The sequence below is a fragment of the Phormidium tenue FACHB-1052 genome (assembly GCF_014696675.1).
GTDB lineage: Bacteria > Cyanobacteriota > Cyanobacteriia > Phormidesmidales > Phormidesmidaceae > Nodosilinea > Nodosilinea tenuis_A.
On record NZ_JACJQN010000004.1, the window covers coordinates 261,162 to 283,729 of the forward strand.

Annotated in this window: 23 protein-coding genes and 1 other RNA gene; 21 read left to right on the top strand and 3 right to left on the bottom strand. The window is 54.0% G+C overall.

The genetic code is table 11. The annotated features are described in order from the left end of the window. Window positions 1-86 precede the first annotated feature (86 nt). From rnpB to H6G07_RS08580, 8 genes are all read left to right on the top strand, one after another. An RNA gene (gene rnpB / locus H6G07_RS08545) (RNase P RNA component class A) lies at window positions 87-463 on the top strand. Window positions 464-493: 30 nt separating this feature from the next. Continuing rightward, on the top strand, window positions 494-1,222 hold the full coding sequence (gene rnc / locus H6G07_RS08550; RefSeq protein WP_073607783.1) for a ribonuclease III: 729 nt from the start codon (window positions 494-496) through the stop codon (window positions 1,220-1,222). Further along, the gene (locus tag H6G07_RS08555; protein ID WP_073607782.1) at window positions 1,197-2,231 is read left to right on the top strand and encodes a Gfo/Idh/MocA family protein; all 1,035 of its coding nucleotides are present in this window, start codon (window positions 1,197-1,199) and stop codon (window positions 2,229-2,231) included. Before rnc ends, H6G07_RS08555 begins: the two co-directional genes overlap by 26 nt. A gap of 404 nt (window positions 2,232-2,635) precedes the next feature. Further along, the gene (locus H6G07_RS08560) at window positions 2,636-2,875 is read left to right on the top strand and encodes a hypothetical protein (protein ID WP_073607781.1); all 240 of its coding nucleotides are present in this window, start codon (window positions 2,636-2,638) and stop codon (window positions 2,873-2,875) included. 92 nt (window positions 2,876-2,967) lie between these two features. Then, entirely contained in the window at window positions 2,968-3,609 is a 642-nt protein-coding gene (ccmP, locus tag H6G07_RS08565; protein WP_073607982.1) for a beta-carboxysome protein CcmP, read from the top strand. Between the two features lie 562 nt (window positions 3,610-4,171). Then, window positions 4,172-4,921 (top strand): fasciclin domain-containing protein, encoded by a 750-nt coding sequence (locus H6G07_RS08570; protein WP_139296970.1) that lies wholly within the window; start codon window positions 4,172-4,174, stop codon window positions 4,919-4,921. Window positions 4,922-5,317: 396 nt separating this feature from the next. Beyond that, complete coding sequence (locus H6G07_RS08575; protein WP_073607780.1) at window positions 5,318-5,962, top strand: response regulator transcription factor; 645 nt, start codon at window positions 5,318-5,320, stop codon at window positions 5,960-5,962. 123 nt (window positions 5,963-6,085) lie between these two features. Next, a complete protein-coding gene (locus tag H6G07_RS08580) occupies window positions 6,086-7,288 on the top strand; it encodes a glutathione S-transferase family protein (protein WP_073607779.1) in 1,203 nt (400 codons plus the stop codon). Between the two features lie 22 nt (window positions 7,289-7,310). Here the strand turns inward: H6G07_RS08580 and mutL are convergent, their stop codons facing one another. Beyond that, entirely contained in the window at window positions 7,311-9,008 is a 1,698-nt protein-coding gene (gene mutL, locus H6G07_RS08585) for a DNA mismatch repair endonuclease MutL (protein ID WP_139296969.1), read from the bottom strand. A gap of 371 nt (window positions 9,009-9,379) precedes the next feature. Between mutL and H6G07_RS08590 the strand changes: the two genes are divergently transcribed. From H6G07_RS08590 to nblD, 3 genes are all read left to right on the top strand, one after another. Next, window positions 9,380-9,757, top strand: a complete 378-nt coding sequence (locus H6G07_RS08590; protein WP_073607778.1) for a rhodanese-like domain-containing protein — start codon at window positions 9,380-9,382, stop codon at window positions 9,755-9,757. Window positions 9,758-9,859: 102 nt separating this feature from the next. Beyond that, on the top strand, window positions 9,860-10,807 hold the full coding sequence (gene cofG, locus H6G07_RS08595; protein ID WP_338420686.1) for a 7,8-didemethyl-8-hydroxy-5-deazariboflavin synthase subunit CofG: 948 nt from the start codon (window positions 9,860-9,862) through the stop codon (window positions 10,805-10,807). Window positions 10,808-10,874: 67 nt separating this feature from the next. Then, entirely contained in the window at window positions 10,875-11,093 is a 219-nt protein-coding gene (gene nblD / locus H6G07_RS08600) for an NblD family protein (protein WP_073607776.1), read from the top strand. A 231-nt stretch (window positions 11,094-11,324) separates the two neighbouring features. Here nblD and mazG read toward each other — a convergent pair whose 3' ends face one another. After that, entirely contained in the window at window positions 11,325-12,185 is an 861-nt protein-coding gene (gene mazG, locus H6G07_RS08605) for a nucleoside triphosphate pyrophosphohydrolase (RefSeq protein ID WP_073607775.1), read from the bottom strand. An 844-nt stretch (window positions 12,186-13,029) separates the two neighbouring features. Between mazG and H6G07_RS08610 the strand changes: the two genes are divergently transcribed. The 10 genes from H6G07_RS08610 (at window position 13,030) to H6G07_RS08655 (ending at window position 21,883) form a co-directional block, all read left to right on the top strand. Further along, window positions 13,030-13,314, top strand: coding sequence for a hypothetical protein (locus tag H6G07_RS08610; RefSeq protein WP_073607774.1), 285 nt, complete (start codon window positions 13,030-13,032; stop codon window positions 13,312-13,314). Window positions 13,315-13,516: 202 nt separating this feature from the next. After that, window positions 13,517-14,047, top strand: coding sequence for an REP-associated tyrosine transposase (locus H6G07_RS08615; RefSeq protein WP_073607773.1), 531 nt, complete (start codon window positions 13,517-13,519; stop codon window positions 14,045-14,047). 289 nt (window positions 14,048-14,336) lie between these two features. Beyond that, complete coding sequence (locus tag H6G07_RS08620) at window positions 14,337-16,772, top strand: dynamin family protein (protein ID WP_073607772.1); 2,436 nt, start codon at window positions 14,337-14,339, stop codon at window positions 16,770-16,772. Window positions 16,773-16,846: 74 nt separating this feature from the next. Then, on the top strand, window positions 16,847-17,248 hold the full coding sequence (locus H6G07_RS08625; protein WP_073607771.1) for a KGK domain-containing protein: 402 nt from the start codon (window positions 16,847-16,849) through the stop codon (window positions 17,246-17,248). A 22-nt stretch (window positions 17,249-17,270) separates the two neighbouring features. Further along, window positions 17,271-17,603 carry a KGK domain-containing protein gene (locus tag H6G07_RS08630; RefSeq protein ID WP_073607770.1) on the top strand — a complete coding sequence of 111 codons (333 nt, stop codon included), beginning with the start codon at window positions 17,271-17,273 and terminating at the stop codon, window positions 17,601-17,603. Further along, a complete protein-coding gene (locus tag H6G07_RS08635; RefSeq protein ID WP_073607769.1) occupies window positions 17,600-17,845 on the top strand; it encodes an HNH endonuclease in 246 nt (81 codons plus the stop codon). Before H6G07_RS08630 ends, H6G07_RS08635 begins: the two co-directional genes overlap by 4 nt. Before the next feature lie 208 nt (window positions 17,846-18,053). Continuing rightward, window positions 18,054-19,256: an argininosuccinate synthase gene (locus H6G07_RS08640; RefSeq protein WP_073607768.1), complete on the top strand. Its 1,203-nt coding sequence runs from the start codon at window positions 18,054-18,056 to the stop codon at window positions 19,254-19,256. 53 nt (window positions 19,257-19,309) lie between these two features. Next, complete coding sequence (locus H6G07_RS08645; protein ID WP_242026673.1) at window positions 19,310-20,092, top strand: prolipoprotein diacylglyceryl transferase; 783 nt, start codon at window positions 19,310-19,312, stop codon at window positions 20,090-20,092. A gap of 10 nt (window positions 20,093-20,102) precedes the next feature. Continuing rightward, entirely contained in the window at window positions 20,103-21,533 is a 1,431-nt protein-coding gene (locus H6G07_RS08650; RefSeq protein WP_073607766.1) for a radical SAM protein, read from the top strand. Further along, complete coding sequence (locus H6G07_RS08655) at window positions 21,530-21,883, top strand: hypothetical protein (RefSeq protein WP_073607765.1); 354 nt, start codon at window positions 21,530-21,532, stop codon at window positions 21,881-21,883. The genes H6G07_RS08650 and H6G07_RS08655 overlap by 4 nt, the downstream gene beginning before the upstream one ends. A 51-nt stretch (window positions 21,884-21,934) precedes the next feature. On the opposite strand, the gene H6G07_RS08660 is transcribed toward H6G07_RS08655, so the two are convergent. Then, window positions 21,935-22,324 (bottom strand): RidA family protein, encoded by a 390-nt coding sequence (locus tag H6G07_RS08660; RefSeq protein ID WP_073607764.1) that lies wholly within the window; start codon window positions 22,322-22,324, stop codon window positions 21,935-21,937. Between the last annotated feature and the right edge of the window lie 244 nt (window positions 22,325-22,568).

Here is a 22,568-nt window from a genome sequence, read left to right on the forward strand (position 1 = left end):
ATCCACTGCCAGTTTTCTCAGCTTCCTCAAACCCTGCTCGTTTTAGCGCAGCGTGTCTACCCTGGGGCTTAAACTATTAACGGGAGGGAGGTAGCGCAGGTGGTTGCGGATTGGCGATCGCCAGTCTGAGGAAAGTCCGGGCTCCCGAAAGACCAGACTTGCTGGGTAACGCCCAGTGCGGGCAACCGTGAGGAGAGTGCCACAGAAACATACCGCCGATGGCTTCGGGATTTTTTTCAGGAGCACAGGTAAGGGTGCAAGGGTGCGGTAAGAGCGCACCAGCAGCATCGAGAGGTGCTGGCTCGGTAAACCCCGGTCGGGTGCAAGGTCGAGGGGCAAGGTTGGTCTTTTTCCAGCCCCGCTGTTACGTACCGCAAGAGGCGTTTGGCAACAGGCGTCCCAGATAGATAACCGCCCCCCTGGCAACAGGGGAACAGAACCCGGCTTATGTCTACCTCCCTCCCTCCATCTCCCTACTGATGATTTGTTGACTGTGACCGATCTCCCCCCATCTCGGCAGCGCCAGTTGGAGCAGTGGGTGCAAAAGTCTGCGCTACCCGCCGCTGGCACGCTCAACTGGGTGCGACTCAACCAGGCTTTGACCCACAAGTCAGTAGACGCAGCCGATAACTACGAACAGCTTGAGCTGCTGGGCGATGCAGTGCTGCGACTGGCGGCGACAGAATGTCTGCAAGAAAATTTTCCCAGCGCTTCGGTGGGGGAACTGTCGGCGGTGCGATCGGTGCTGATTAGCGATCGCACCCTCGCTCAGCTAGCCCAAGAGCTAGATCTAGCCCCCTATCTCACCATTGCCCGTGGGATGACGGTTGGCCCCACCCACCTAGCCGACGCCCTAGAGGCGGTAGTGGCCGTGCTCTATTTAGAAACCCATGCCCTAGGGCCAGTGCGCGCCTGGCTAGACAACTCGCTGCTGCGGCTGACGGCTGTTGTGCGCCAAGACCCAACCCGACAAAACTACAAGGTAGCCCTGCAAGAACTCACCCAGGCTCACAGCAAAACCCTACCCCAATACCGCACCGTAGAACAGCAGCCGGTGGATGGCGACCCCCAGCGCTATGCATCCACCGTATGGTTTCGGGAAACCTGTTGGGGAAGCGGTTACGGCCCCACCAAAAAACAGGCTGAGCAGGCCGCCGCCGCCGCCGCCTACGATCGCCTTCGCCAAACCCTTACCCATGAGTCCTCCTCCTCGGCCCCTTAACCTCGCTATCTTTGGTCTGGGCCGCTGGGGCAGCCACCTATTGCGAAACTTTTTGGCTCTGCCCGCAGCGCGAGTGGTGGCAATCGTCGATCCTGACCGACAGCGGTTAGACGAGTTGCGCGATCGCTTCGCCCTAGGCGACACCGTAGCCTGCCACGACGACTGGCCCCAGGCCATGGCCCATCCAGGCCTAGAGGCCGTGGTAATTGCTACTCCAGCCAGCACCCACTACCCCATGATTCAGGCAGCCCTAAAAGCCGGCTTGCACGTGCTGAGCGAAAAGCCCCTCACCCTAGACAGCGATAGCAGCGCTGCGCTTTGCCAGCTAGCCACTACCCAGCAGCGGCAGCTCATAGTCGATCACACCTACCTGTTTCACCCGGCTGTGCAGCGGGGTCACGAGTTGTGCCGTCAAATTGGGCCCCTGCGCTATGGCTATGCCGCCCGCACTAATCTAGGGCCAGTACGCTCCGATGCCGATGTGTTCTGGGATCTAGCCATCCACGACGTTTCCATCTTGAATTACTGGCTGGGGCAAGGCCCCTTAGCCGTTGCCGCTTGGGGGTCAGTGTGGCTGCAAACCGAGGCGGCGACCAAATTGCGAGATACGGGTTGGCTACGGCTGATCTACCCCAACCCGGTTGGCAACGCCCCGCTAGAGGTGATGGTGCACGTGAGCTGGGCCAACCCCGACCGACAGCGGCGGCTGGCTTTGGTAGGCGATCGCGGCACCCTGGTCTTTGACGAAAGCCCCCAAGCTCAGCCCCTTACCCTACACTCTGGGCACTTTCAGCCCCAGGAGTCCTCTTTTGTACCCAGTAGTCTCGCGGTTGAATCGGTGGCGATCGCTCCCCTAGAGCCGCTGCAACAGATGTGCACCCATTTTCTAAACTGCATCGCTAACGATGTCCCCTCGCCCATATCAGCAGGGTCGATGGCCACCGACTTAGTTAAGGTGATGGAAGCGATCGCCCGGGCCGCTGAAACCGGTCAGCAAGTCCACCTCTAAAAATTCCAAAACTCAACCCTTACTCTCACCCCAAGAACTATTTCATTTAGTGGAGATGCGGTGTTTTTTGCTGCTGGATGGGCAAGCTACCCCCGTAGGCTGATGCCTACTCCTTCCGTGTTTTGAGAGATTTGTTTCAGCTGCTTCATAACATCGCAGCTTTATGAACTCAGAATAAGTTTGCTTTGACAATCTAGTTCGGCGGGCTATACATAAACAAACTCGTTGCCTTTCTGGTCAGGGCCAAGGGTTTGAGTTCCTGCTCGTCAGCCTTTAATAAACCCTCACACACCAAACCTATGTACTACTCATACTGGCTTACAGCAGCAGCCGTTCTAGGCCTTTGCACTCTTCCAGGACAAGCTTTGGCATCCCCCCAAGACCTAGAAACAACACCTCAAACTATGGCTGACGCCCTTGCTGTCGAACAGCGTGATCAAGACAGCCTCAACCGCGTAGCTAGTGAATTGGACCAGCGAGTAGGTCGCCAAGAAAGCAGTGGTATCACTGATCTAGCTGAGTCTTTAAACTTACCTATACTCAATGACCTGGTAGACGAATCTGGAGAGGTAAATCTACCCCTAGGTCTCACCGTTTACGATGCCATGGGTACAACCTCCGTCGGCTTTGGCTCTAAGTTTTAGTTTGCGCCCAAGGCAGCTTATGCCCGGGCAAGAGCCTGACTTGTCTCCCCAGCCCGGTATACTACCAAGGAAAGAAATTGGAACACCGGGCCTTGGGCGTCGATCTTCGTAGCTACGTTTATATTGACAATCTTCAACCCCAGCATGCAGCCTACATGGGTACGGTTTCGCTGGGGTTCTTGCCGCTGCCCGGCGATGCCTCGCTGTGGATAGAAATCTCTCCCGGCATTGAAATCAACCGCATTCTCGACATTGGTCTCAAAGCAGCCGTGGTGCGTCCTGGCACCCTGATCGTAGAACGCCTCTACGGCCTGCTTGAGATCCACGCTAGCAACCAGGGCGAAGTGCATGCCGCCGGCGGGGCTATGCTTGATGCCCTAGGGCTCACCTACCGAGAGCGGCTTAAACCCCGAATTATCTCTAGCCAGGTGATTCGCAACCTTGACCCTCACCACGTTCAGCTGATTAACCGCAGCCGCCGGGGCAATATGATTGTGGCAGGTCAAACGCTCTACGTGTTTGAGGTAGAACCTGCGGCCTACGCCTCTCTAGCCGCCAACGAGGCCGAAAAAGCGGCCATGATCAACATTCTCCAGATTAGCTCGGTAGGTAGCTTTGGTCGTCTCTACCTAGGTGGTGAAGAACGCGATATTCTAGCTGCCCAAAGAGCCGTCATGGCCGCTATGGAGGCTGTGCCTGGGCGAGTCCAAAGCAGTAGCCAGCGTCACGAATAAATCTCATAGATTTGGATAGAGCTAATCCAGGCTGGGATAGGCCAAAATCATTGGTTGCTGTTTGAGTTAATGCCTTTGGAGAGGTCACCATCTCGACGCGTCTTTGGCTATTTGCCCGACAATGTGTCTCGGCCAAATCCACTACATCGCCATAGAGCCACTTAATTCTTCTCCCTGTCGATATGGGAGCTTGAGAGAAATTGACCGATCGCGATCGCATCATCCCCGCGTTCTACTCAGTTGTTGTTATTCACCCAATTTTTTAAACTAGGAAAAAGCAGTGCCGACATTGTTCTGATCCATCGGTCGCACGTTGCGTATATCCTGCATTCCAATGTATAAATTAGCAATCCTAATACTGTTTTGTTGGCCAGCCTAAACAGACGTTGAGGGTTAGCAAGCGGGAAATTGCCAATTTTTTTGTTCTTTTTGGGGAACGAAACAACTCTATCGGAGGAGGGATAGTTGCCTCCTGGTAGCGTGTTACAACTCGTCAGGTCTGGTTAAGCTATGTAACGCTGTCAGCCAGACACTTGTAACACTTGTTAGGACGTAACTTTCCATGACTCCGAACACTCTTCGCATTGCCTTAGGTCTAGTGCTTTTTGGTGCCGCTCCTGCTGCTATCACTGCGTTTCCTCAGCAGGCTATCTCTGATACCTACAAGCCTCAGGCTGAGCAGCCTGCCGCTGTAGATCTGGAGGAACCCACTGACACTGAGCAACCCAGCGCTGCGGAAAAACCCGCTGATGCTGAGCAGCCTACCGCTGAAGGACCCACTGGTGCTGAGCAGCCTACTGCTGAAGAGCCCACTGGTGCTGAGCAACCTACCGCTGAAGAGCCTACTGGTGCTGAGCCTACCGCTGAAGAACCCACTGACGCTGAGCAGCCTACCGCTAGCACTGAGCAGTCCATTGCTGAGATTGCCGCTGGTGACGAAAACTTTGAAATTCTGACCGCTGCTATTGAAGCCGCTGGTCTCACTGAAGCCCTGAGCAATAGCGAACTATCTATCACCGTGTTTGCCCCCACTGACGAAGCTTTTGAAGCCCTGCCCGAGGGAACTTTAGATGAGCTGCTACTGCCCGAAAACCGTGATCAGCTGGCGCAGCTTCTGACTTATCACGTGGTAGACGGCGAAGTTCGCTCCACAGACTTGGCCTCTGGCGAGGTGGATACTCTAACCGGTGCTCCCGTGACAGTCACCGTGGGTGAAGAGTCTGTCACCATCAACGAAGCAAATGTGGTTACGGCTGATATTGAGGCCAGCAATGGCGTCATCCACGTCATTGACACGGTGCTGTTGCCGTAATTGACCAAGAGGCAGCCTTCTGTGGCACACGTTGAAATGTTGCAGTGTGGCAATAGCCAGTGTTTGCTGCATTGCAACACAGAGGCTTAGTCAACGGCAAGCGGTCGTCCTAATGTTAGGGCGACCGCTTGCCATAGGTGCAATTGCTGAAATTCACCATAACCCTGAGCTGCAACGGTGGTCCTTGGAAGGCGATGGTTCTAGAACCGGCCCCAGGCCAACGCACGCTGATATCAGTTTGTTGAAGTATCATCAGCAATAAGCACTAGCCCTTTAACCACAATTAGGGGGGTGAGGCTCAGAGCTCGCGGTGCTGCGTTATTCAATGTAAGTGCACCGGGCTTTTGGGGGCATACTTAGTTTTAACGATGAGCTAATCGCAGTGACTGTCAAAGCATGAAGGATTCAACCCCAGGCGATCAAAAGCAGCTTCTGCTAATTGACGATGACCCAAACCTGATCTTGTTAGTCAAGGACTATCTTGAGTTCCGTGGCTATGAGGTGAAGACAGCGGGCAACGGACGAGAAGCCCTGGACATGCTGGAAAATACCACCCCAGACATGATCATCTGCGACGTGATGATGCCTGAGATGGATGGCCACGCCTTTGTGCGCCATGTGCGAGGCAATCCCTCCACCGAGTGGATTCCGATTTTGTTTCTCTCCGCCAAGGGCCAAAGTCAGGATCGCGTGAAGGGGCTGAACACCGGGGCCGACGTCTATATGGTCAAGCCCTTCGAGCCTGAGGAGCTAGTTGCCCAGGTAGAGTCTTCCCTCAAACAGGCTTCTCGGCTGATCAAACAGCAAATTAAGGGTGGCGGCAGCCCAGCGATTCAAGTTCCCTTCGATGTGGAGTTGACACCTACCGAGCTGCGGGTAGTGCAATTTGTCGCCCGAGGCATGGCTAACCGCGAGATTGCCAACGAGCTTCAGGTCAGCCAGCGCACCATTGAAAGCCACGTCAGCAACATGCTGGGCAAGACTGGCCTAAACAACCGCACAGAGCTAGCCCGCTGGGCCATCGAAAACAATAAGGCCTAGCAAGGGTTTTAGGTACAGGGTGTGAGGTTGAAGGAATTTGCTTTGAACCTTAAACCATGAACCCTAAACCCTCCTTTGAACCTGGCACAATCAGGGTAGTGAACTAATCGCATGCCCTGATTTATGACAACTGCTCCCCTTAGCTGGTCGGCCCTGGAAGAAATGGCCGATTTTTCTGTTGACTACGTGAATGGCCCTACCAATGCCCAGTCTCGGCTACGCCTGTTTGGCCAGCCTGAGTCGGCAGTGCGGGTCACTCTTTACAGAGACAATCACGCCTGGTGCCCCTATTGCCAAAAAGTGTGGCTGTGGCTTGAAGAAAAGCAGGTGCCCTACCGCATCGAAAAGGTCACCATGTTTTGCTATGGCGAGAAGGAAACCTGGTACAAGCGCAAGGTACCGTCGGGAATGCTGCCTGCTCTGGAGTTAGACGGGCGGATGATTACCGAAAGCGATGATATTTTGCTGGCGCTGGAGCAGGCGTTTGGGCCGCTGCAATGGGGAATGAAAGATCCAGCGGTGGTGCCACTGCGGCAGCTAGAGCGGCTGCTGTTTCGGGCCTGGTGTATGTGGCTGTGTCAGCCAGCGCGATCGCCAGCAGCAGACCAGCGAGCTGGCGAACAGTTTGGGGGAGTGGTGCAACGGGTAGAGCAGGCATTGGCTGCTACTCCTGGCCCCTTCTTTTTGCCAGAATTTAGCACCGGCGACGTAGTGTTTGTGCCCTATGTGGAGCGCATGAATGCCAGCCTCTATTACTACAAGGGCTACTCGCTGCGGGAGGAGAACCCTCGCCTCAAGGACTGGTTTGATGGGTTGGAGAGCCGCTCAACCTATCGCGGTACCCAGAGCGACTTTCACACCCACGTGCATGATCTGCCGCCGCAGATGGGGGGCTGCTACGAGAATGATTTGCCTCAGACCCGGCGCAACCAGGCCCAGGTTGATCTTGGCCCCTGGTTTGGCCTGCCCGATGTAGCCTACCCAGAGCCAGAAACCTCCCGCGTTGAGGCCCTAACTCGCGTGGTGAAGCATCGAGGCAACATTATTAAGGTCAATCCTGCCGCGAAGGATGTGATTGATCTGGCCCTGCGCTGTGCGTTGACGTATTTGATGACGGGGGAGTCCTGCAAGCCTCCGGCTGGGGCTGAGCTGGGCCTACGATATCTGCGCGATCGCATCAATGTTCCCCGCGATATGTCGATCTATGCCGCTAAGCGCCTGCGCGAAGCCCTAGAGGCCACTGCCGCATTAGTTGGGGAGGCTCAGCCCGAACCGCTACCAACTCGCCACCGCCGCGATCAAGACCCAAAAAATTTCGCGGCCTGACCCCGCCGTGCCTGACCTTGCCCTAAATGCCGTGGCTTTTGCCGATTACCCAGCTGCGGCGGAAGAAGCGGGCCAGGCTAGTCTCGCTCAGCGTCAGGCAAATGGGTCTACCGTGGGGGCAGGTGCGGGGGTTGCGGGTCTGCTGCCAGTCGTCGAGCAGGGTTTGCAGGGTAGCGAGATCGAGCGGCGTGCCGTTGCGAATGGCGGTGCGGCAGGCGATCGCCACCTGAGCCGTGTCCAAATTCCCGCCAAGGCTGAGTTCTAGCAGAGCGTCGGGGAGGTCGTCGCGATCGCGCAACGGGGCTGGCGCAGCTCGCATCGCCCAGCGATTTGGCCCAAATTCCTCAGGGTTCAGACCCAGTCTTTGGAGCTGTTCTAGCTGCTTTTCCGTTAGCCCCTCCAGCACAACTGGCGTGGTTAACGGCACTAGCTGCCACTGGGCTTGCAGACGCTCGTAGAGAACGCGCTCGTGGGCGATGTGCTGCTCGATTAGGCAAAGGCCGTCGGTCTGTTCGGCCAAAATGTAGCGGTTGTGGACTTGAGCGATCGCCCGTAAACTCCCCGGACGCTCGCGATAGGGCAACCCATCGGACAATTCAGCAACACCATAGGCGCTGCTGGGTTCCGCTGTCTTGAGCAGTTGGATAACGCGATGCTGCTGGCTGGCATCGGTCAGAGTTTCGGCCTGCTGCCCTAAAAGTGTGGCTACGTGGCTTTGACAGAGTGCCGTCCAGTCTTCGAGCCGGTGCAGGTAGAGGGTCAATTTGTCGGGGCGGCGGTTCCAGTCGATGTCGCTGGGGGGGACGGTGAGGTGCGCAAACGCTAGGGGATAACGGTGGCGAGGTAGGGTGTGGCGAAAGGCATTCACAACAGCCTGCTCTAGCTCGGGGACTGCGACAATCCGCCCATTAACTGCAACTTTAACCCAGTCGGGCCGGGGGCGATGGCAGCGATCGGGCAGACCAATCAGGCCATAGATTCCCGCTTTTAGAGGAAGATTCTCTAGGCTGTTCCCTTCACCTTCGGCCCAGGGGACAGCCTGCCAGGCCTCCTGCAAATCGCTTTCGCTGACGGCCCGCAGCAGTTGAGGAACGAGCCCTTTAGCGGTAGGGCTGGGGGTGAAGGCCAGCCAGGGGCGATCGCCCAGATGCACGGCCCAAGTCACTGTAGGATGGGCCAGGGCACAGTGGTAGATAACGCGCTGCACCTGGCTAAGCTGGCGAGTTGCCGTTGGCAATCGCTCCCGACGAGCGGGCCAGGCCTCAAAAAGATCGGTGACCGTCACCACAGTGCCCTGGGCGAGGGCGGCTGGGACTGTCTCTAAGGGTTCCCCTTGGGCAGAGTAGGTGACGCGCCAGCCCGACTCTGCACCGGGAGCGCGACTGCAAATCTCTAACTGAGCAACCTGGGCCAGGCTGTGCAGAGCTTCGCCGCGAAAGCCTAAACTACTCACTTGCCACAGATCAGCCTGGGTATGGATCTTGCTGGTGCTATGGGGGATGGCGGCCTGGTGTAAATTCTCCAGCGCCATAGCAGTGCCGTTGTCGGCCACCTGCACCCGGCCCTGGTCAGGCCAGAGGGCGAGGGTAATATGCGTAGCCTGAGCGTCAAGCGCGTTTTCAATCAGCTCGCGCACAACCGCCGCCAAAGAGTCGATGACCTCTCCGGCGGCGATGCTGTGGATGACATCTCTAGGCAGCAACTGGATGCGACGGGGCACTGGATTAGAAACGTGGTCGGCAGGGATAGGGAGGGGGCTCCAAGGCAACTGATCCCATGCTACTGCGCAGGGTGGGCACTGGAACAAAGGATCTAGTGAGGGTTCTAGGCCCAGGGTTGAATGGGGCTGACTCAATGCTGGTGGACAGTGTCCACCCTACGGTATGCCAAAGCTTTTAGCGATTTGGAGGACTTTGTTAGGACTATTCGACTCAGGTTTGAAGGCCTGGGTCAAGGAAGCTCATTGAAAATCTCAATTGATATGGGCAAGAGAATAGGTTAAGTTGTCCACTATTTTCAATAAAAGTTTGCGCCCCCCATTAAGGTTTGTTACATTGCAGGAGAACGCCTTCTCCCAGGATCCTCCTCACCATGAAACGCTTTTTTGGCTTCTTGCCTAAGCCTTCGCCTTTGCGGCCTGAGTCTCGTGTCTACGATCTCAAGGAGCGGTTGGACTGGGGAGAACCGGCGCTAACGATTATTGATGTCCGCGATCGCGCCGATTTTAACGAGAGCCACATCACTGGCGCAATTTCGATGCCCGCTGACTCACTGCTAGCCACAGCTGCTAGCTGCTTTGAGGTCAGCCGCGATCTCTATATCTATAGCAATACCGATGACGAAGCCGCCGCTGTAGCCGAGCAGCTACGAGAAGCGGGCTTCTCTAAGGTTGCCATCGTGCGAGGCGGGGTCGCCGCCTGGAAAGCGGCAGGCTTTCCGGTGGAAGTAGTGACGGTCGAAGTGGCCTAAACTCACCTAAACTGGCAAGGTTAAAGCGATAGCGTTGGTATGGATCAGGCTAGGGCAGTTGATGCGCGCAGCGGTTTATTGACGCAGAATGGGTCGCATCGGGTGGTGACTTATAGCCGAGCCTACACCTTGGTGCCCACCTACGAATGCTTTAACCGCTGCACTTACTGCAACTTTCGGGTTGACCCTGGTCACTCACCCTGGCTGAGTCTAGAGCATGTGGCTCAACAGTTGCCCACGCTGCGTCGTCAGGGGGTGTGCGAGGTATTGGTGCTCAGCGGTGAGGTAGCCCCCAGCAGCCCCCGCCGCGACGATTGGTTTTGCCACATCTATCAAATTTGTGCCCTGGCCCTAGAGGCTGGGCTGCTGCCCCACACCAACGCTGGCCCTCTAAGCCGCGATGAAATGGCGCATCTGCGGCAGGTGAATGTGTCGATGGGCCTCATGGTTGAGCAAGTCACGCCGAAGTTGCTTGATACCGTTCACCGCCATGCCCCTAGCAAACGGCCTGAAGCGCGGCTGCAACAGCTAGCCTGGGCTGGAGAGCTAGGGATTCCCTTCACCACTGGGCTGCTGCTGGGGCTAGGGGAGAGTGAGGCTGACTGGGTAGATTCGCTGGGGGCGATCGCCACCCTTCAAACTCGCTACGGCCACATTCAAGAGGTCATTTTGCAGCCCCACAGCCCTGGGCAACAGCAGCTTCAGCCGGGGATGTCGCTCGATGAAGCCGCGCTGGTGAGAGCCGTGCATCTGGCGAGGGAATGTTTGCCCCCGGAGGTCGCGATTCAAATTCCGCCCAACTTGGTCAGTCACCAAGGACTGCTAGATTGCTTGACCGCAGGCGCGAGGGATCTGGGCGGCATTAGCCCGGTGGATGAGGTAAACCCTGATTATGAGCACCCCACGCCAGAATCTCTGGAGGATGCGATCGCCCCCTCTGGCTGGCAACTCCAGCCCCGTCTACCCGTCTATGCTCAATACGATAGCTGGCTGCCTGAACCGATGAGATCCCTAGTGCAATCCTGGCGCAATTCACTCAGCTATCTCTAAGCACATCACCCCTCACTCCCCACCCCCCACAAGGTAAAATCCTCACAGGTTCAATTGAGGTTCCCCCATGGCTGCTCCCCAAACCTGTCCTGTGTGCGGCGTCAAAATTATGGTGGGTATGGTGGGGGGCGATCGCGTACTCTTCTCGGCTGGCCCACCGGGCAACCGAGCCCGGCTGTACGCCCGGGTCTGCCGCTACGTCGATAAGGCTGGCTGCATTAATAAAGACGGCGGCAGCCAGACGCCAAACGCCAACGATTACTACAAACCTGACGCGCCACGATAGAGCCGCGATCGGTCTGAGCGTTGCTGAATCAAGGCATGAATCTGCAAAGCAGTAAGTCGCTGCATCGGCCCCTTAAATCCCCCAACTTTGGGGGACTTTGAAGTTGTCCGGTTCCCCCCAGAATTGGGGGGTTAGGGGGGCTAAATCATACCGCTGATCAGCAACTCCATCGGTCTGTATGGAGATGGAGCGGCACTACGGCAGCTCTGGTAGGGTGGGCACTGCCCACCACTAACCTTCGGGCCTAGCCAAACGCGCCTTCGCCCGCTGCCACAACGCTTCTAGCTCTTGAATTGAATAGTCAGCCAGGGGCTTCTCTGCCACCGCCTCCACCAGCTCAAAGCGTTTGATAAACCGGCGGTTGGTGCCTTGCAATGCCTCGGCAGGGTCGAGGTCGTACCAGCGGGCCAGATTCACTAAGGTAAACAACAGATCGCCCAGCTCCGCCTGCTGATTTTCCTTAGGTTCATTCGCTAAGGCCTCGTGAAACTCGTTTAGCTCTTCGTGAAATTTATCCCACACGCTATCAATGTCGTCCCATTCAAACCCGGCTTTGGCGGCTTTGGCGGAGATTTTGCTGGCGGCCATCAGCGGCGGCAGGGTGCGGCTATATTTGGTCAGTTTGGGGGTGAGCTTGTCGGGTTCGTGGGCAATGCCCTTTTCTTCGGCCTTGATGCGATCCCAGTTTTGGCTGACTTCTTCGGGAGTCTCACCTGAGGCATCTCCAAAAATGTGAGGGTGGCGGCGCACTAGCTTGTCGGCAATGCCGGTGGCGACGGTGCCCAGGTCAAAGTCGCCGTTGTCGCTGGCCACCTGGGCCTGAAGCACCACCTGAAGCAGCAGGTCGCCAAGTTCTTCTGCGATCGCCCCCTTTTCGCCCACCTGAATGGCATCGACCACCTCGTAGGCTTCTTCGATCACGTAGGGAATCAGGCTGGTGGGGGTTTGGGCCAAATCCCACGGGCAGCCGGTTTCGGGATGGCGCAGTTGGGCGATCACGTCGATCAGGCGTTCCAAAGCGGCGAGAATGGCGACGCGAGGGGTAGCAGAGATGCCCTGGGGATTGCCGGATGAGGAGGGCGCAGAAACCATAGCAAACCGCGTTGACGACAACCCTCATAGCATGGCAGCAAATTGCAGCGGCGGGTATATCAGCTACTACTTCTGTGCACCTGCGCTCTTGCGTATGCCCCTAGGTCTGGATGAATGTTGCCGTGGGTTGAAGCGAGTTTTGGCGCAACAGTCGTGATGCAGCGCGTGACTGACTGATGTGCTGTCATGACAGAAGCATTGTGCCTTAAGCAGATCAGAGTGTAACGACCGACTATTCGAAGTCGCTCTATGACAGAAGCATGGCGTATTGAACGGGTAAGGGTGCAGCAGGCGACTACTCGAAGTTGCTCTATGACAGAAGCATTGTGTATTGACAACTTAAACAATTGCGCGAGCGCAGCAGCATTGTCGCGTCACAATCTAACAAGTTGCCGCCCCACAATGAGATGTTGAGCGATCGCACTAAAGCATTGCGGCCTCACACTAAAGCATGCAGCCGCAACACTAAAGCATTGCGGTACAGCATTCAAGGTGTCGGCAATAACAGAGGCGCGGGCGGTAACTTAGGTAACAGTGAGAGACGCTGCACAACGACAATATGAGCGGCAACTATCTGAGCAGGTAGCGATTTTGACTTGATTTAGAGGTTTGAATAGGGTACTTTACTGAGCTAAGGCTGTGTGCGTGCAGCTTTGCTTCCCAAAAATTTGGTCAAGCGCCACTGGAAGGTGTTGGAGCACCAACCAGCGGCTAACCTCGTCGACAGGAGTAGCTGTCTCGGAGGCTAAGGTGATTTTACCTGGCCGTCTCGAACTGCAACATGTCTGGGGCGGCCAAGTTTTTGGGATTCCTTACCTACCCTCAAAAAAGGAATCCCTCAACTATGTTGTGTTTGCCATATTTGGTGTCGTCTGCCCAGAACCGGGAGGCGACCAATCCGCTGCTGCTGGCGAATCCTGAGGCGCAGCCGGGGCGCGAGCGTTTACGCCATTTGGTGATTGGCTCGCCGGAAGGGGTGCGAGCCACCATCAACCAACTGCATGTGCTGAACTATGCAGACCAGGCTACCTGGAGCCAGTTGATTGCGATACCGCGATCGGGGATTTTGATTACCCCAGAGCAAGGGGAGGTGTTTAGCTTGCTGAGGCGCGATCGGCAAGTGGGTTAACGCAAGCCACTTAAGGGGTCAGGTGCCTTTCAAGCCGTGATGTTACCTGTCGCAGCATCAAAGGCACCTGACCCCTGGTGCCAAAGACCCCTGATGCCAAAGACCCCTGATGCCAAGACCCCTGATGCCAAGACCCTTAGATGAAGGCACCTGACCCCTGATGCGGGGAACTCTACAGTTATGACATTCAAACCGTAGGGCTATGCCTCGATCGCAGCGCAACCTGGTGCCAGGAGAGCACTACCATCTCTACAACCGAGGCAACAATCGCCAGAGTATTTTTTTCGAGCGAGAAAACTATCTCTATTTTCTCAAGCAGTTCCGCCACTTTGTCGCAGACGAAACAGTGCATGTTGTGGCCTACTGCCTGATGCCTAACCACTACCATGTGCTGGTTTATCTGCGCGAAGATGGACTATCAAAGGCGATGCAGCGATTTACGATGTCGTACACCAACGCTATTAACCTCCGCTACAAACGCTGTGGGGCATTGTTTCAGGGGCGATTCAATACCATTCATGTCGATAGCGAAGCCTACCTGCTGCAACTGACTCGCTATATTCACCTGAACCCTGTGAGGGCGTGTTTGGTGCAGCGCCCGGAGGAGTGGGAGTTTTCGAGCTATTGCGACTATGTGGAGTTGCGGCGGGGCACTCTGCCGCAGATGGGTAGTGTGTTGAAGCAGATGGGCTCAGCAGAGGCGTATCGGCGGTTTGTGGAGTTTCCTGGATAGGGAAGCTTTGGTCAGGGGACGGGTGCCTGGAACTTGACCGAGATCTTGGCTAAAAGGCGAAGGTACTCGTCCCCTTTGGAGGCAACTTGCTTGACGAAAATAGACCATAGCCCGCTGTGGCTCTGCCTGCAAACTCCCGTCGTGTCAAACCTACCCTATGCCCACCCGGCAGTTCCTCACTGCTGCGCACTGGCGATATATAGACGATAAATGTAAGAGTTCAACAACCTGATGTGGGAATGCTTATGTGAGCCTAAAAAAATAACAGTAAGTGCATCGGTGGCAAACTATGGAAAACAATTCTTTTCAATACCCTGAATTGCAACAGGATATTGGCAATCTGATCAGCTTGTTTTCCAAAGAGCCTAGTCTTCGGAATCAACACAACCTCACAGTTATTCAGGAGTCTTTAAGAAAAGTTGTTTCGCCCACCTTTGAAATTGTTTTTTCAGGTGCTTTTAGCGCTGGAAAATCAATGCTAATCAACGCGCTTTTAGGCAGAAAGCTACTCTACAGTTCAGAAGGACATGCCACAGGAACAGAGTGTAGAATTGCCTATGCTGAGCCAGGTCAAGAAAAAGTAGTTTTGACCTTTCTAAGTGAAGCAGAAATTGTAGAGCAGGTAACCGTCAACAGTAGTCGGTTAGGAATCAAAGTTACAAGTTCAACCTTTGACAATGCAGCTCGTCAGCTTGTGAGACAGAGTTGCCAAAAAATTATTGACGAAGAAAGGGGTGAGCATCGCTCAGAAAAGGCAAAGCAAGCAAATGCTTTGTCACTACTGATTCAGGGTTACGAGAAGAACCGTGAATTTATCAATCCTCAAGACAACGCAACATATTCCATGGAGAAGTTTAATTTCTCCACGTTACAGGAAGCAGCCAATTATGCTCGCCGAGGTTCAAATAGTGCTGTCCTGAAGCGGATAGAATACTTTTGTTGTGATCCATTGCTTAAAGATGGCAATATTCTAATTGACACCCCTGGTATTGACGCCCCGGTGCGTAAGGACGCAGAGCTTACTTACAAGAAAATCCAGCATCCAGATACATCTGCTATTGTCTGTGTTTTAAAAACCGCTGAAACTGGCGAGCTTACCGCTGAAGAAACGGAACTTTTGGAAACAATACAAAATAATCCTGGCATTCGAGACAGAGTATTTTATATATTTAATCGAGTTGATAAAACATGGTACAATCCACAGCTCCGCAAGCGCTTAGAAAACTGTATAAAAACACAGTTCAGGGATAGTTCAAGAGTTTTTCAAACGAGTGGTCTTTTAGGGTTTTACGGTCGTTTGATTCAAGAAACTAGCGCAAGTGATAGGTTTGGTCTAGACAGTCTATTTCTTGAAGAGATTCAAGGATTAAGCAACAACGAAGAGACACCGCTCTTCGTAACTGAATTCAACAACTACTGCGGGAATTCTGGAAATCTGTTTGATAGCTCCTTTAAAGCAGAAATTAGAGGCTATGAGTCACCCAACCAGAACTATGTTCGAGTTCTCGGTGAACACGGCCAGCCCCTCATCCAAAAAATGATTCAGGATAGTGGGCTGGAGGTCTTTCGTGAGTCGATCATAAATTACCTGGTTTATGAGAAGAAACCCCAACTGATAAGTACGCTTATCAATGATCTGTACCCTGTTTGTACAGCACTTCGAGAGTTCTATCTTCATCAGCACCAAATTTTAGTTCAACAACCTCAAACAGCAGAGGAAATAAAATCTCAGAAAACTAGACAGCTTGCAGCAGAGCTTAAAGATGTTGGAGATCAATTTGAAGCTGCGATCAAGGATGAGATAAATGGAATAGCAGCAAGCAACTACAACGAAGAATTTGAGCGTGATTTCCTTAAGCTAAAAGCTCAAATGGTGACTCGGCTAGATGAGCTAATTCATACCTTTAGTGTCGAAACTGTTTATCAGAAAGCTCAAGCCAGTCATCGAAGAAACTCAGTTGTTCCTTTATTGGGTATATTGGCTGAGGCATTTTACTATTTGGCAAATGGCTTAGAGGAAGTACTTGTAAATAGCTCCCAAGACCTTGTTCAAAGATACTTTCAAAGATTTATCAACCAAATTAGAGATTCAGATTATTATCGCGACATCTATCACTTGCTTGGAAACGATGCAGGAATCGAAGAAAGGCTAAATCAAGCTCAGAAGTTGATTTGTGAGGCAATCATTAATGAGGCGCACACAGAGTGCGATCGCTATGTTCGAGAACGCCCTGAATTTTATAAAGAAGGTTCTCCTTCAGTTTGGCAGCTTTGTCAAACTCTTCAACAAGCCTGCCAAGGTTATGACTATCACACAATGATTGATGCCGAGCCAGCCATTCGACAACTTCTCAAGCTGGATTTCGAGCAAAAGGTGAGAGAAACAGTACTCAGAACATACCGTCAAACTATTAACCAAACATTGAATATTCATTTACTAAAAATAGCAGACGAGCAGAGAACTGCTATCTTGCAGCAATATGATCACGCCCGCGAATATCTTTCACAAACCTTAGAAAAAGAAGCCGTCAAGAAAGCAGAGGCTAACCAAATGAGAAGACGCGAGCTTGAGGCAGATATCGATACTTACAATTCTGTCGTTAATAGAATCAATGATTTTCTTGAGAGCATACAATTAGATCGAGACAAACTGCCTAATATGAGTCAACGAGATCTGGAAGCTATTCTGTCAGATTCACAACAAGGCTATCTTCCGAAGAACTAGCTGTAAAGACAGAGGCTTTTTGTAAGCAAACGAAATGTTTCTAATCAAATACCGAGAACTGTAGCGAGGCAGAAATGGACATTGAATACTCTGGCATTGAAGAAGATGATGTGTTTGAGATCTTTCTACAAAAGAGAGCGCGCCATTCTGATGAAATCTTGCTTGAGTCTACTGGCAAGATCTACAGGTTTGCCCAAATCGAGAAAGCATTGAAACATTTAAGCTCAAGTATTGCAAGTAATGTTTATAGTTCCCTTCTTCAGAATCATGGAATAGATCTAAAAGACAATAGCTTCCTCAGCAGTGGAATAGTTTGCAAACTGCTAAGCTCTGAGCATCCTGGATGGAAGCTTGGAAAGTTAGAGGTTCGAATTCAAGTAAATTTTATACCAGACGCTCCTCAAGAGGCTGAAGATGCTGGTTACCAGGAGAATGATCGCGAGTCTGAACTGGATGAGCTTAGAAAGGTTGTATAGAAATAGTAGGCAAGGCTTAACTGTGGAAAATAAAAGGATTGTATTAGCTGACGAAGAAGTAATTCTGCTAAACAACACTGAAAATGATTTCAGAAGTAGCTTTAGCTTGCCAAGAACCTTTAGGATTGACGACCTCAAGGCGAGATTCATTCATCGAAGTTCAAAAACTTCAATTTTCGACTGGGTAGAGGTAGAGGTTATGCGTTTAGGCAAAGGAGATTGGCAAAAAGGAAAGATGAGAATTGAGTGTGTTTTCATGCCTGATGAAGAAGAACGAAATCCACAGAATCCTGAAGACAATCCCTTAGACGAGCTAAGAACAAAGATTAGTAAGTTTGATGAGCAAAATAAATGACTCGGATAAAGCGAATTCCTATACCAAAATCAGTTAGAGAATATGTTTTGAATAGGGATAATCATCAATGTAAGTCTTGCGGCAAAAAGAGTTCAGAAGTCAAGTTGCAAATTGATCACATTCTCCCTCTTGCGAAAGGTGGCGTCAACGACATCAGCAACTTACAAACCCTTTGCAAAGGCTGTAATCAAAAGAAAAGTGCCAAGATCGATAATCGTTTTCGGCGAGACTACACCCTGTAACTATCCCCAGAGCACATCTATCGTTGGGATTGACACACATGTCATCAGATCTTGCTAAACCGTCGTAGTGCAGAGCGGGCAACTCCATATAAGATAGCCATGGCCAGAGCGTTACTGTTCTATCTAGAACCCCAATCTTTGGCTCAGCCAGTCGTCCGCTCAAGACGGCTGCATCAACGAATCGTCTAACGAAAGTAGGGAATTGCCCATGGGTCGCGCAGAGAAAGTTGTCTTAGCCTATTCCGGTGGCGTCGATACCACCGTCTGTATTCCCTACCTGATGAATGAGTGGGGCGTTAAAGAGGTGATTACCCTGGCGGCAGATCTGGGCCAGGGCGACGAGCTAGAGCCCATTCGCCTCAAGGCGCTAAATGCCGGGGTCAAAGAATCCCTAATCGCTGACCTGACCGAAGAATTTATTACCGACTACGCCTTCCCCGCCATTCAGGCCAACGCCCTCTACGAAAACCGCTACCCCCTCTCTACCGCCCTGGCACGCCCGCTAATCGCCAAAGCCTTGGTCGAAGCCGCCGATCGCTACGGGGCCGATGCCGTCGCCCACGGCTGCACCGGCAAGGGCAATGACCAAGTGCGCTTTGATGTGGCGATCGCCGCCCTCAACCCCAACCTCAAGGTGCTAGCCCCCGCCCGCGAGTGGGGTATGGGCCGCGAAGAGACCATTGCCTACGGCGAAAAAATGGGCCTCGAATTTCCGGTGAAGAAATCCAGCCCCTACAGCATCGATCGCAACCTGCTGGGCCGCAGCATCGAGGCCGGGCCGCTCGAAAACCCCATGACCGAGCCGCTAGAAGAAGTCTTTTTGATGACCGAGGCGATCGAAAACACCCCCAACGAGCCGGAATATATCGACATCGGCTTTACCAAGGGTTTGCCTACCAGCCTCAACGGTGAAGCCCTAAGCCCGGTAGAGCTGATTACGCAGCTGAATGCGATCGCCGGTCGCCACGGCGTAGGCCGCATCGACATGATCGAAAACCGCCTGGTAGGCATCAAATCGCGCGAAATCTACGAAGCCCCCGCCCTACTGGTGCTGATCGACGCCCACCGCGACCTGGAGAGCCTGACCCTCACCGCCGACGTCACCCAGTACAAGCGCGGCATTGAAGAAACCTACAGCCGCCTAGTCTACAACGGCCTCTGGTACAGCCCCCTCAAGCTGGCGCTCGATGCCTTCATTCAGCAAACCCAGGAACGCGTCAGCGGCACCGTGCGGGTGAAGCTGTTTAAGGGCACCAACCGAGTGGTGGGCCGCGAGTCTAACCTGGCCCTCTATAGCGATGCCCTAGCTACCTACAGCTCCGACGATGCCTTTGACCACAAGGCCGCCGAGGGCTTTATCTATGTGTGGGGCCTGCCCACCCGCGTCTGGTCTGAGAAGATGCGCGGTTAGCGACCAAGGGCAGGTTGGGTAGAGCGCCAGCGACACCTAACAGGTGGACTCCGTTGGGTTACACTGCGTTTCACCCCACCTACTCGCGTCAATCTATGGTGTTTCCGGTTTATTTGGGGGTGGGGGCGTTTAAGCTCCACCCCCATTTTGTGTTTGAGGTGGTGGCCTACGGGGTCGCCATGGGGCTGCTACGCCGCAACGTCAGTCGCGACGCTATCCCCCTGAGTCAGCGCAGCTCGGTGGTGATAGGTGGGCTGATCGGGGCGCTGGTGGGGGCCAAAATTTTGGTGCTGCTCCAGCATGGGGATTTGTTATGGAGCGATTGGCGATCGTGGCTGCTGCTGGGCTTGCAGGGCAAAACGGTGGTGGGGGCGCTGCTGGGTGGGCTGATAGGCGTGGAGCTGACCAAAAAATGGATTGGTCTGACGCGATCGACCGGCGATGCCTTTGTGTTTCCGCTGCTGGTGGGGACAGCGCTCGGGCGGGTGGGGTGCTTTTTGACTGGGCTGAGCGATCGCACCTACGGCACCGTCACCGATCTGCCCTGGGGCATCGACTTTGGCGACGGTTTGCCCCGCCATCCTACCCAGCTCTACGAGGTGGGGTTCTTGATGGTTTTGGGATTAATTCTGGCCCGGTATCGGCAACGTGATCTCCCCAACGGCAGGCTGTTTCAGCTCTATCTGGTCGGCTACCTAGGCTTTCGCTTTGCTGTTGATTTTCTTAAACCCGACTTTCAGCCGCTCTTGGGGCTAAGCTTTATTCAACTCGCCTGTCTGTTGGGAATAGCCTACGGGTTACGCCAGCTCTTGCGGCGAGAGGTCACAGTTTCGTAACAACGTCCCCATGCCTACCCGCCCCTATCTTTTCTACGCCTTAACCAACAGCCTGTGCTCTCGCTGCCTGGGCAAAGTCGAGGCCAAAATTGTGTTCCAAGAGGGGGGCGTTTACCTGATCAAGCACTGCCCCACCCACGGGCGCGAAGAGGTGCTGATTGCCGACGATGAAGAATACTACCGGCAAACCCAGGCGTTTATCAAACCGGGGGATATGCCCCTCAAGTTCAACACCCCGATTCGCTACGGCTGTCCCTACGACTGCGGCCTCTGCCCCGACCACGAGCAGCACAGCTGCCTGACGCTGATCGAGCTGACCGATCGCTGCAACCTGAGCTGCCCCATCTGCTACGCCGACTCGGGTGCCGAGGAGCACAACGCCGCCAGTCAGCTCCGCCGCCACCGCTCCCTAGCCGAGATCAAGCGCATGCTGGATGCGGTAGTGGCCAACGAGGGCGCGCCTCAGGTGGTGCAGCTCAGCGGTGGCGAACCCACCCTGCATCCCGACTTTTTTGAGGTACTAGAACTGGTCAAGGCCCGACCGATTCAGCATTTGATGATCAACACCAACGGGTTGCGCATTGCTCAAGATGCGGCGTTTTGCGATCGCCTCGCCGAGTACAAAACCGGCACCGAAATCTATCTCCAATTCGACAGCTTTGAAGAAAAAGCCCTGCGCGAACTGCGAGGGGCTGACCTGCGCGCTACCCGGCAGCAGGCGATCGATCGCCTCAACGCCCTCAACCTCTCGACTACCCTGGTGGTCACCCTCAAGAAAGGGCTCAACGACCACGAAATTGGCGAAATCATTGACTATGCCCTAGCCCAGCGGTGTGTGCGCGGCGTGACGTTTCAGCCGATCCAGGCGGCAGGCAGACTAGAGGGGTTTGAGGCGGGGCGCGATCGCTACACCCTCACCGAAGTGCGCCGCGCTATTCTCGACCAAAGCCCCCATTTCAAACCTCAGGATATTCTGCCGGTGCCTTGCCACCCCGACTCGCTGGCGATGGCCTACGCCATCAAGGTCAAAGGCCAGGTGATTCCGCTGACGGGCATGTTCTCAACTCCGACTTTTGTGGAAATGATGCCTAACTCGGTGCTCTACGAGCAAGACCCCCAGCTCAAACAAAAAATCTTCGAGCTGTTTTCCACCAGCCATTCCCCACAGTCATCGGCCAATGCGCTGAAGCAATTGCTGTGCTGCCTACCCCAGGTGCCCGTGCCTAGCGGCATCAGCTACGAAAATATTTTTCGCATTATGATTGTGCAGTTTCTCGATGCCTATAACTTTGATGTGCGATCGGTGAAGCGATCGTGCATTCACATCGTCCACCCCGATGGCCGCATCATTCCCTTCGACACCTACAACCTGTTTTACCGGGAGGGCAGTGCCGGAGCCGCTAAACTAGCCGAAGTTCAGTCTGCTACCTCAACCCCATGACCAACCCCACCGATCCCACCCCCCAAAACAACCCCACGCCTCAAAACGAAATTCTGGAAATTGTTAAAGGCATGCTGCTGCTGCTGGGCTGCCATGCTGTAGCAGGGGCACTGATATTCCTTTTAGGTTTGTTGGTGGCCGTAGCTGGCGTTGGTGACTATGCCTTTGCCGTTCCTTGGGTAATCGGGGCGGCGGGGTTCTTATTTTGGCAGCTGCTCTACGTAATTCCGTTGGTGATTACTCTTCGGCGACGAGGGTACATCGCCATGGCTAAGGGGGTGATCATTACCGCCGTGCTGACTGCCCTAGTTAACGGGGCTTGCTTTGTCTCGATGTTTGGCTTTGTGTGAAACTTGTGGATGGAGATTTTTCAGAGAACCACTCCCCATCCACCCACTAATTCACTCCCCACAATAGGCAATCAGATCAATCTCCACATCTCCATAACCTGCCAAAGCCGTGACCCCTACAGTCGTGCGGCTGGGCTGGGGAGCATCGCCAAAGTAAGACTGATAGATGGCGTTCACCGTTTCGTAATAGCGAAAGTCGGTGACAAATACCCTGGCCATGACCACCTTGTTAAAACCGCTGCCCGCGTGGTCGAGCACCAGGGCCAAATTATCCATTACCCGCCGAGTTTGGTCTTCAATCGGGCCTTTGACAACTTCGCCTGTAGCCGGATCTTCCGCTAGCTGCCCGGTAATAAATAAAAAGTCTCCCGCCCGCACCGCATGGGAGTAAGGGGCTACCGGAGGCAGTAGGTTATTGGGCAGGGTCATAAACTCCAGCATGGGGTAGTTCTTAATAACAACAGCCCTAAAGTTTAGACCAACCTGCGATCGCAGCGTATGCGATTCCACGCTTTCCTATGCAAAGGGCGCCCCCCATGCGGGGGGCGCCCTTTGCTAATCAATCAATGGGGTAGTCGATGAGAACTAGCCAATGATTTCAGGTGCCTCAGCCGTAGCCAAATCGAGGGGGAAGTTGTGAGCATTGCGCTCGTGCATCACTTCCATACCCAGGTTCGCCCGGTTG

Excerpts from the sequence above, each read along its gene's own strand:
- H6G07_RS08555 (WP_073607782.1), top strand. The coding sequence starts at position 1,197 with ATGAGTCCTCCTCCTCGGCCCCTTAACCTCGCTATCTTTGGTCTGGGC.
- H6G07_RS08560 (WP_073607781.1), top strand. The coding sequence starts at position 2,636 with ATGGCTGACGCCCTTGCTGTCGAACAGCGTGATCAAGACAGCCTCAAC.
- H6G07_RS08570 (WP_139296970.1), top strand. The coding sequence starts at position 4,172 with ATGACTCCGAACACTCTTCGCATTGCCTTAGGTCTAGTGCTTTTTGGT.
- H6G07_RS08575 (WP_073607780.1), top strand. The coding sequence starts at position 5,318 with ATGAAGGATTCAACCCCAGGCGATCAAAAGCAGCTTCTGCTAATTGAC.
- H6G07_RS08580 (WP_073607779.1), top strand. The coding sequence starts at position 6,086 with ATGACAACTGCTCCCCTTAGCTGGTCGGCCCTGGAAGAAATGGCCGAT.
- H6G07_RS08590 (WP_073607778.1), top strand. The coding sequence starts at position 9,380 with ATGAAACGCTTTTTTGGCTTCTTGCCTAAGCCTTCGCCTTTGCGGCCT.
- nblD (WP_073607776.1), top strand. The coding sequence starts at position 10,875 with ATGGCTGCTCCCCAAACCTGTCCTGTGTGCGGCGTCAAAATTATGGTG.
- mazG (WP_073607775.1), bottom strand. The coding sequence starts at position 12,185 with ATGGTTTCTGCGCCCTCCTCATCCGGCAATCCCCAGGGCATCTCTGCT.
- H6G07_RS08610 (WP_073607774.1), top strand. The coding sequence starts at position 13,030 with ATGTTGTGTTTGCCATATTTGGTGTCGTCTGCCCAGAACCGGGAGGCG.
- H6G07_RS08615 (WP_073607773.1), top strand. The coding sequence starts at position 13,517 with ATGCCTCGATCGCAGCGCAACCTGGTGCCAGGAGAGCACTACCATCTC.
- H6G07_RS08620 (WP_073607772.1), top strand. The coding sequence starts at position 14,337 with ATGGAAAACAATTCTTTTCAATACCCTGAATTGCAACAGGATATTGGC.
- H6G07_RS08625 (WP_073607771.1), top strand. The coding sequence starts at position 16,847 with ATGGACATTGAATACTCTGGCATTGAAGAAGATGATGTGTTTGAGATC.
- H6G07_RS08635 (WP_073607769.1), top strand. The coding sequence starts at position 17,600 with ATGACTCGGATAAAGCGAATTCCTATACCAAAATCAGTTAGAGAATAT.
- H6G07_RS08640 (WP_073607768.1), top strand. The coding sequence starts at position 18,054 with ATGGGTCGCGCAGAGAAAGTTGTCTTAGCCTATTCCGGTGGCGTCGAT.
- H6G07_RS08650 (WP_073607766.1), top strand. The coding sequence starts at position 20,103 with ATGCCTACCCGCCCCTATCTTTTCTACGCCTTAACCAACAGCCTGTGC.
- H6G07_RS08655 (WP_073607765.1), top strand. The coding sequence starts at position 21,530 with ATGACCAACCCCACCGATCCCACCCCCCAAAACAACCCCACGCCTCAA.
- H6G07_RS08660 (WP_073607764.1), bottom strand. The coding sequence starts at position 22,324 with ATGCTGGAGTTTATGACCCTGCCCAATAACCTACTGCCTCCGGTAGCC.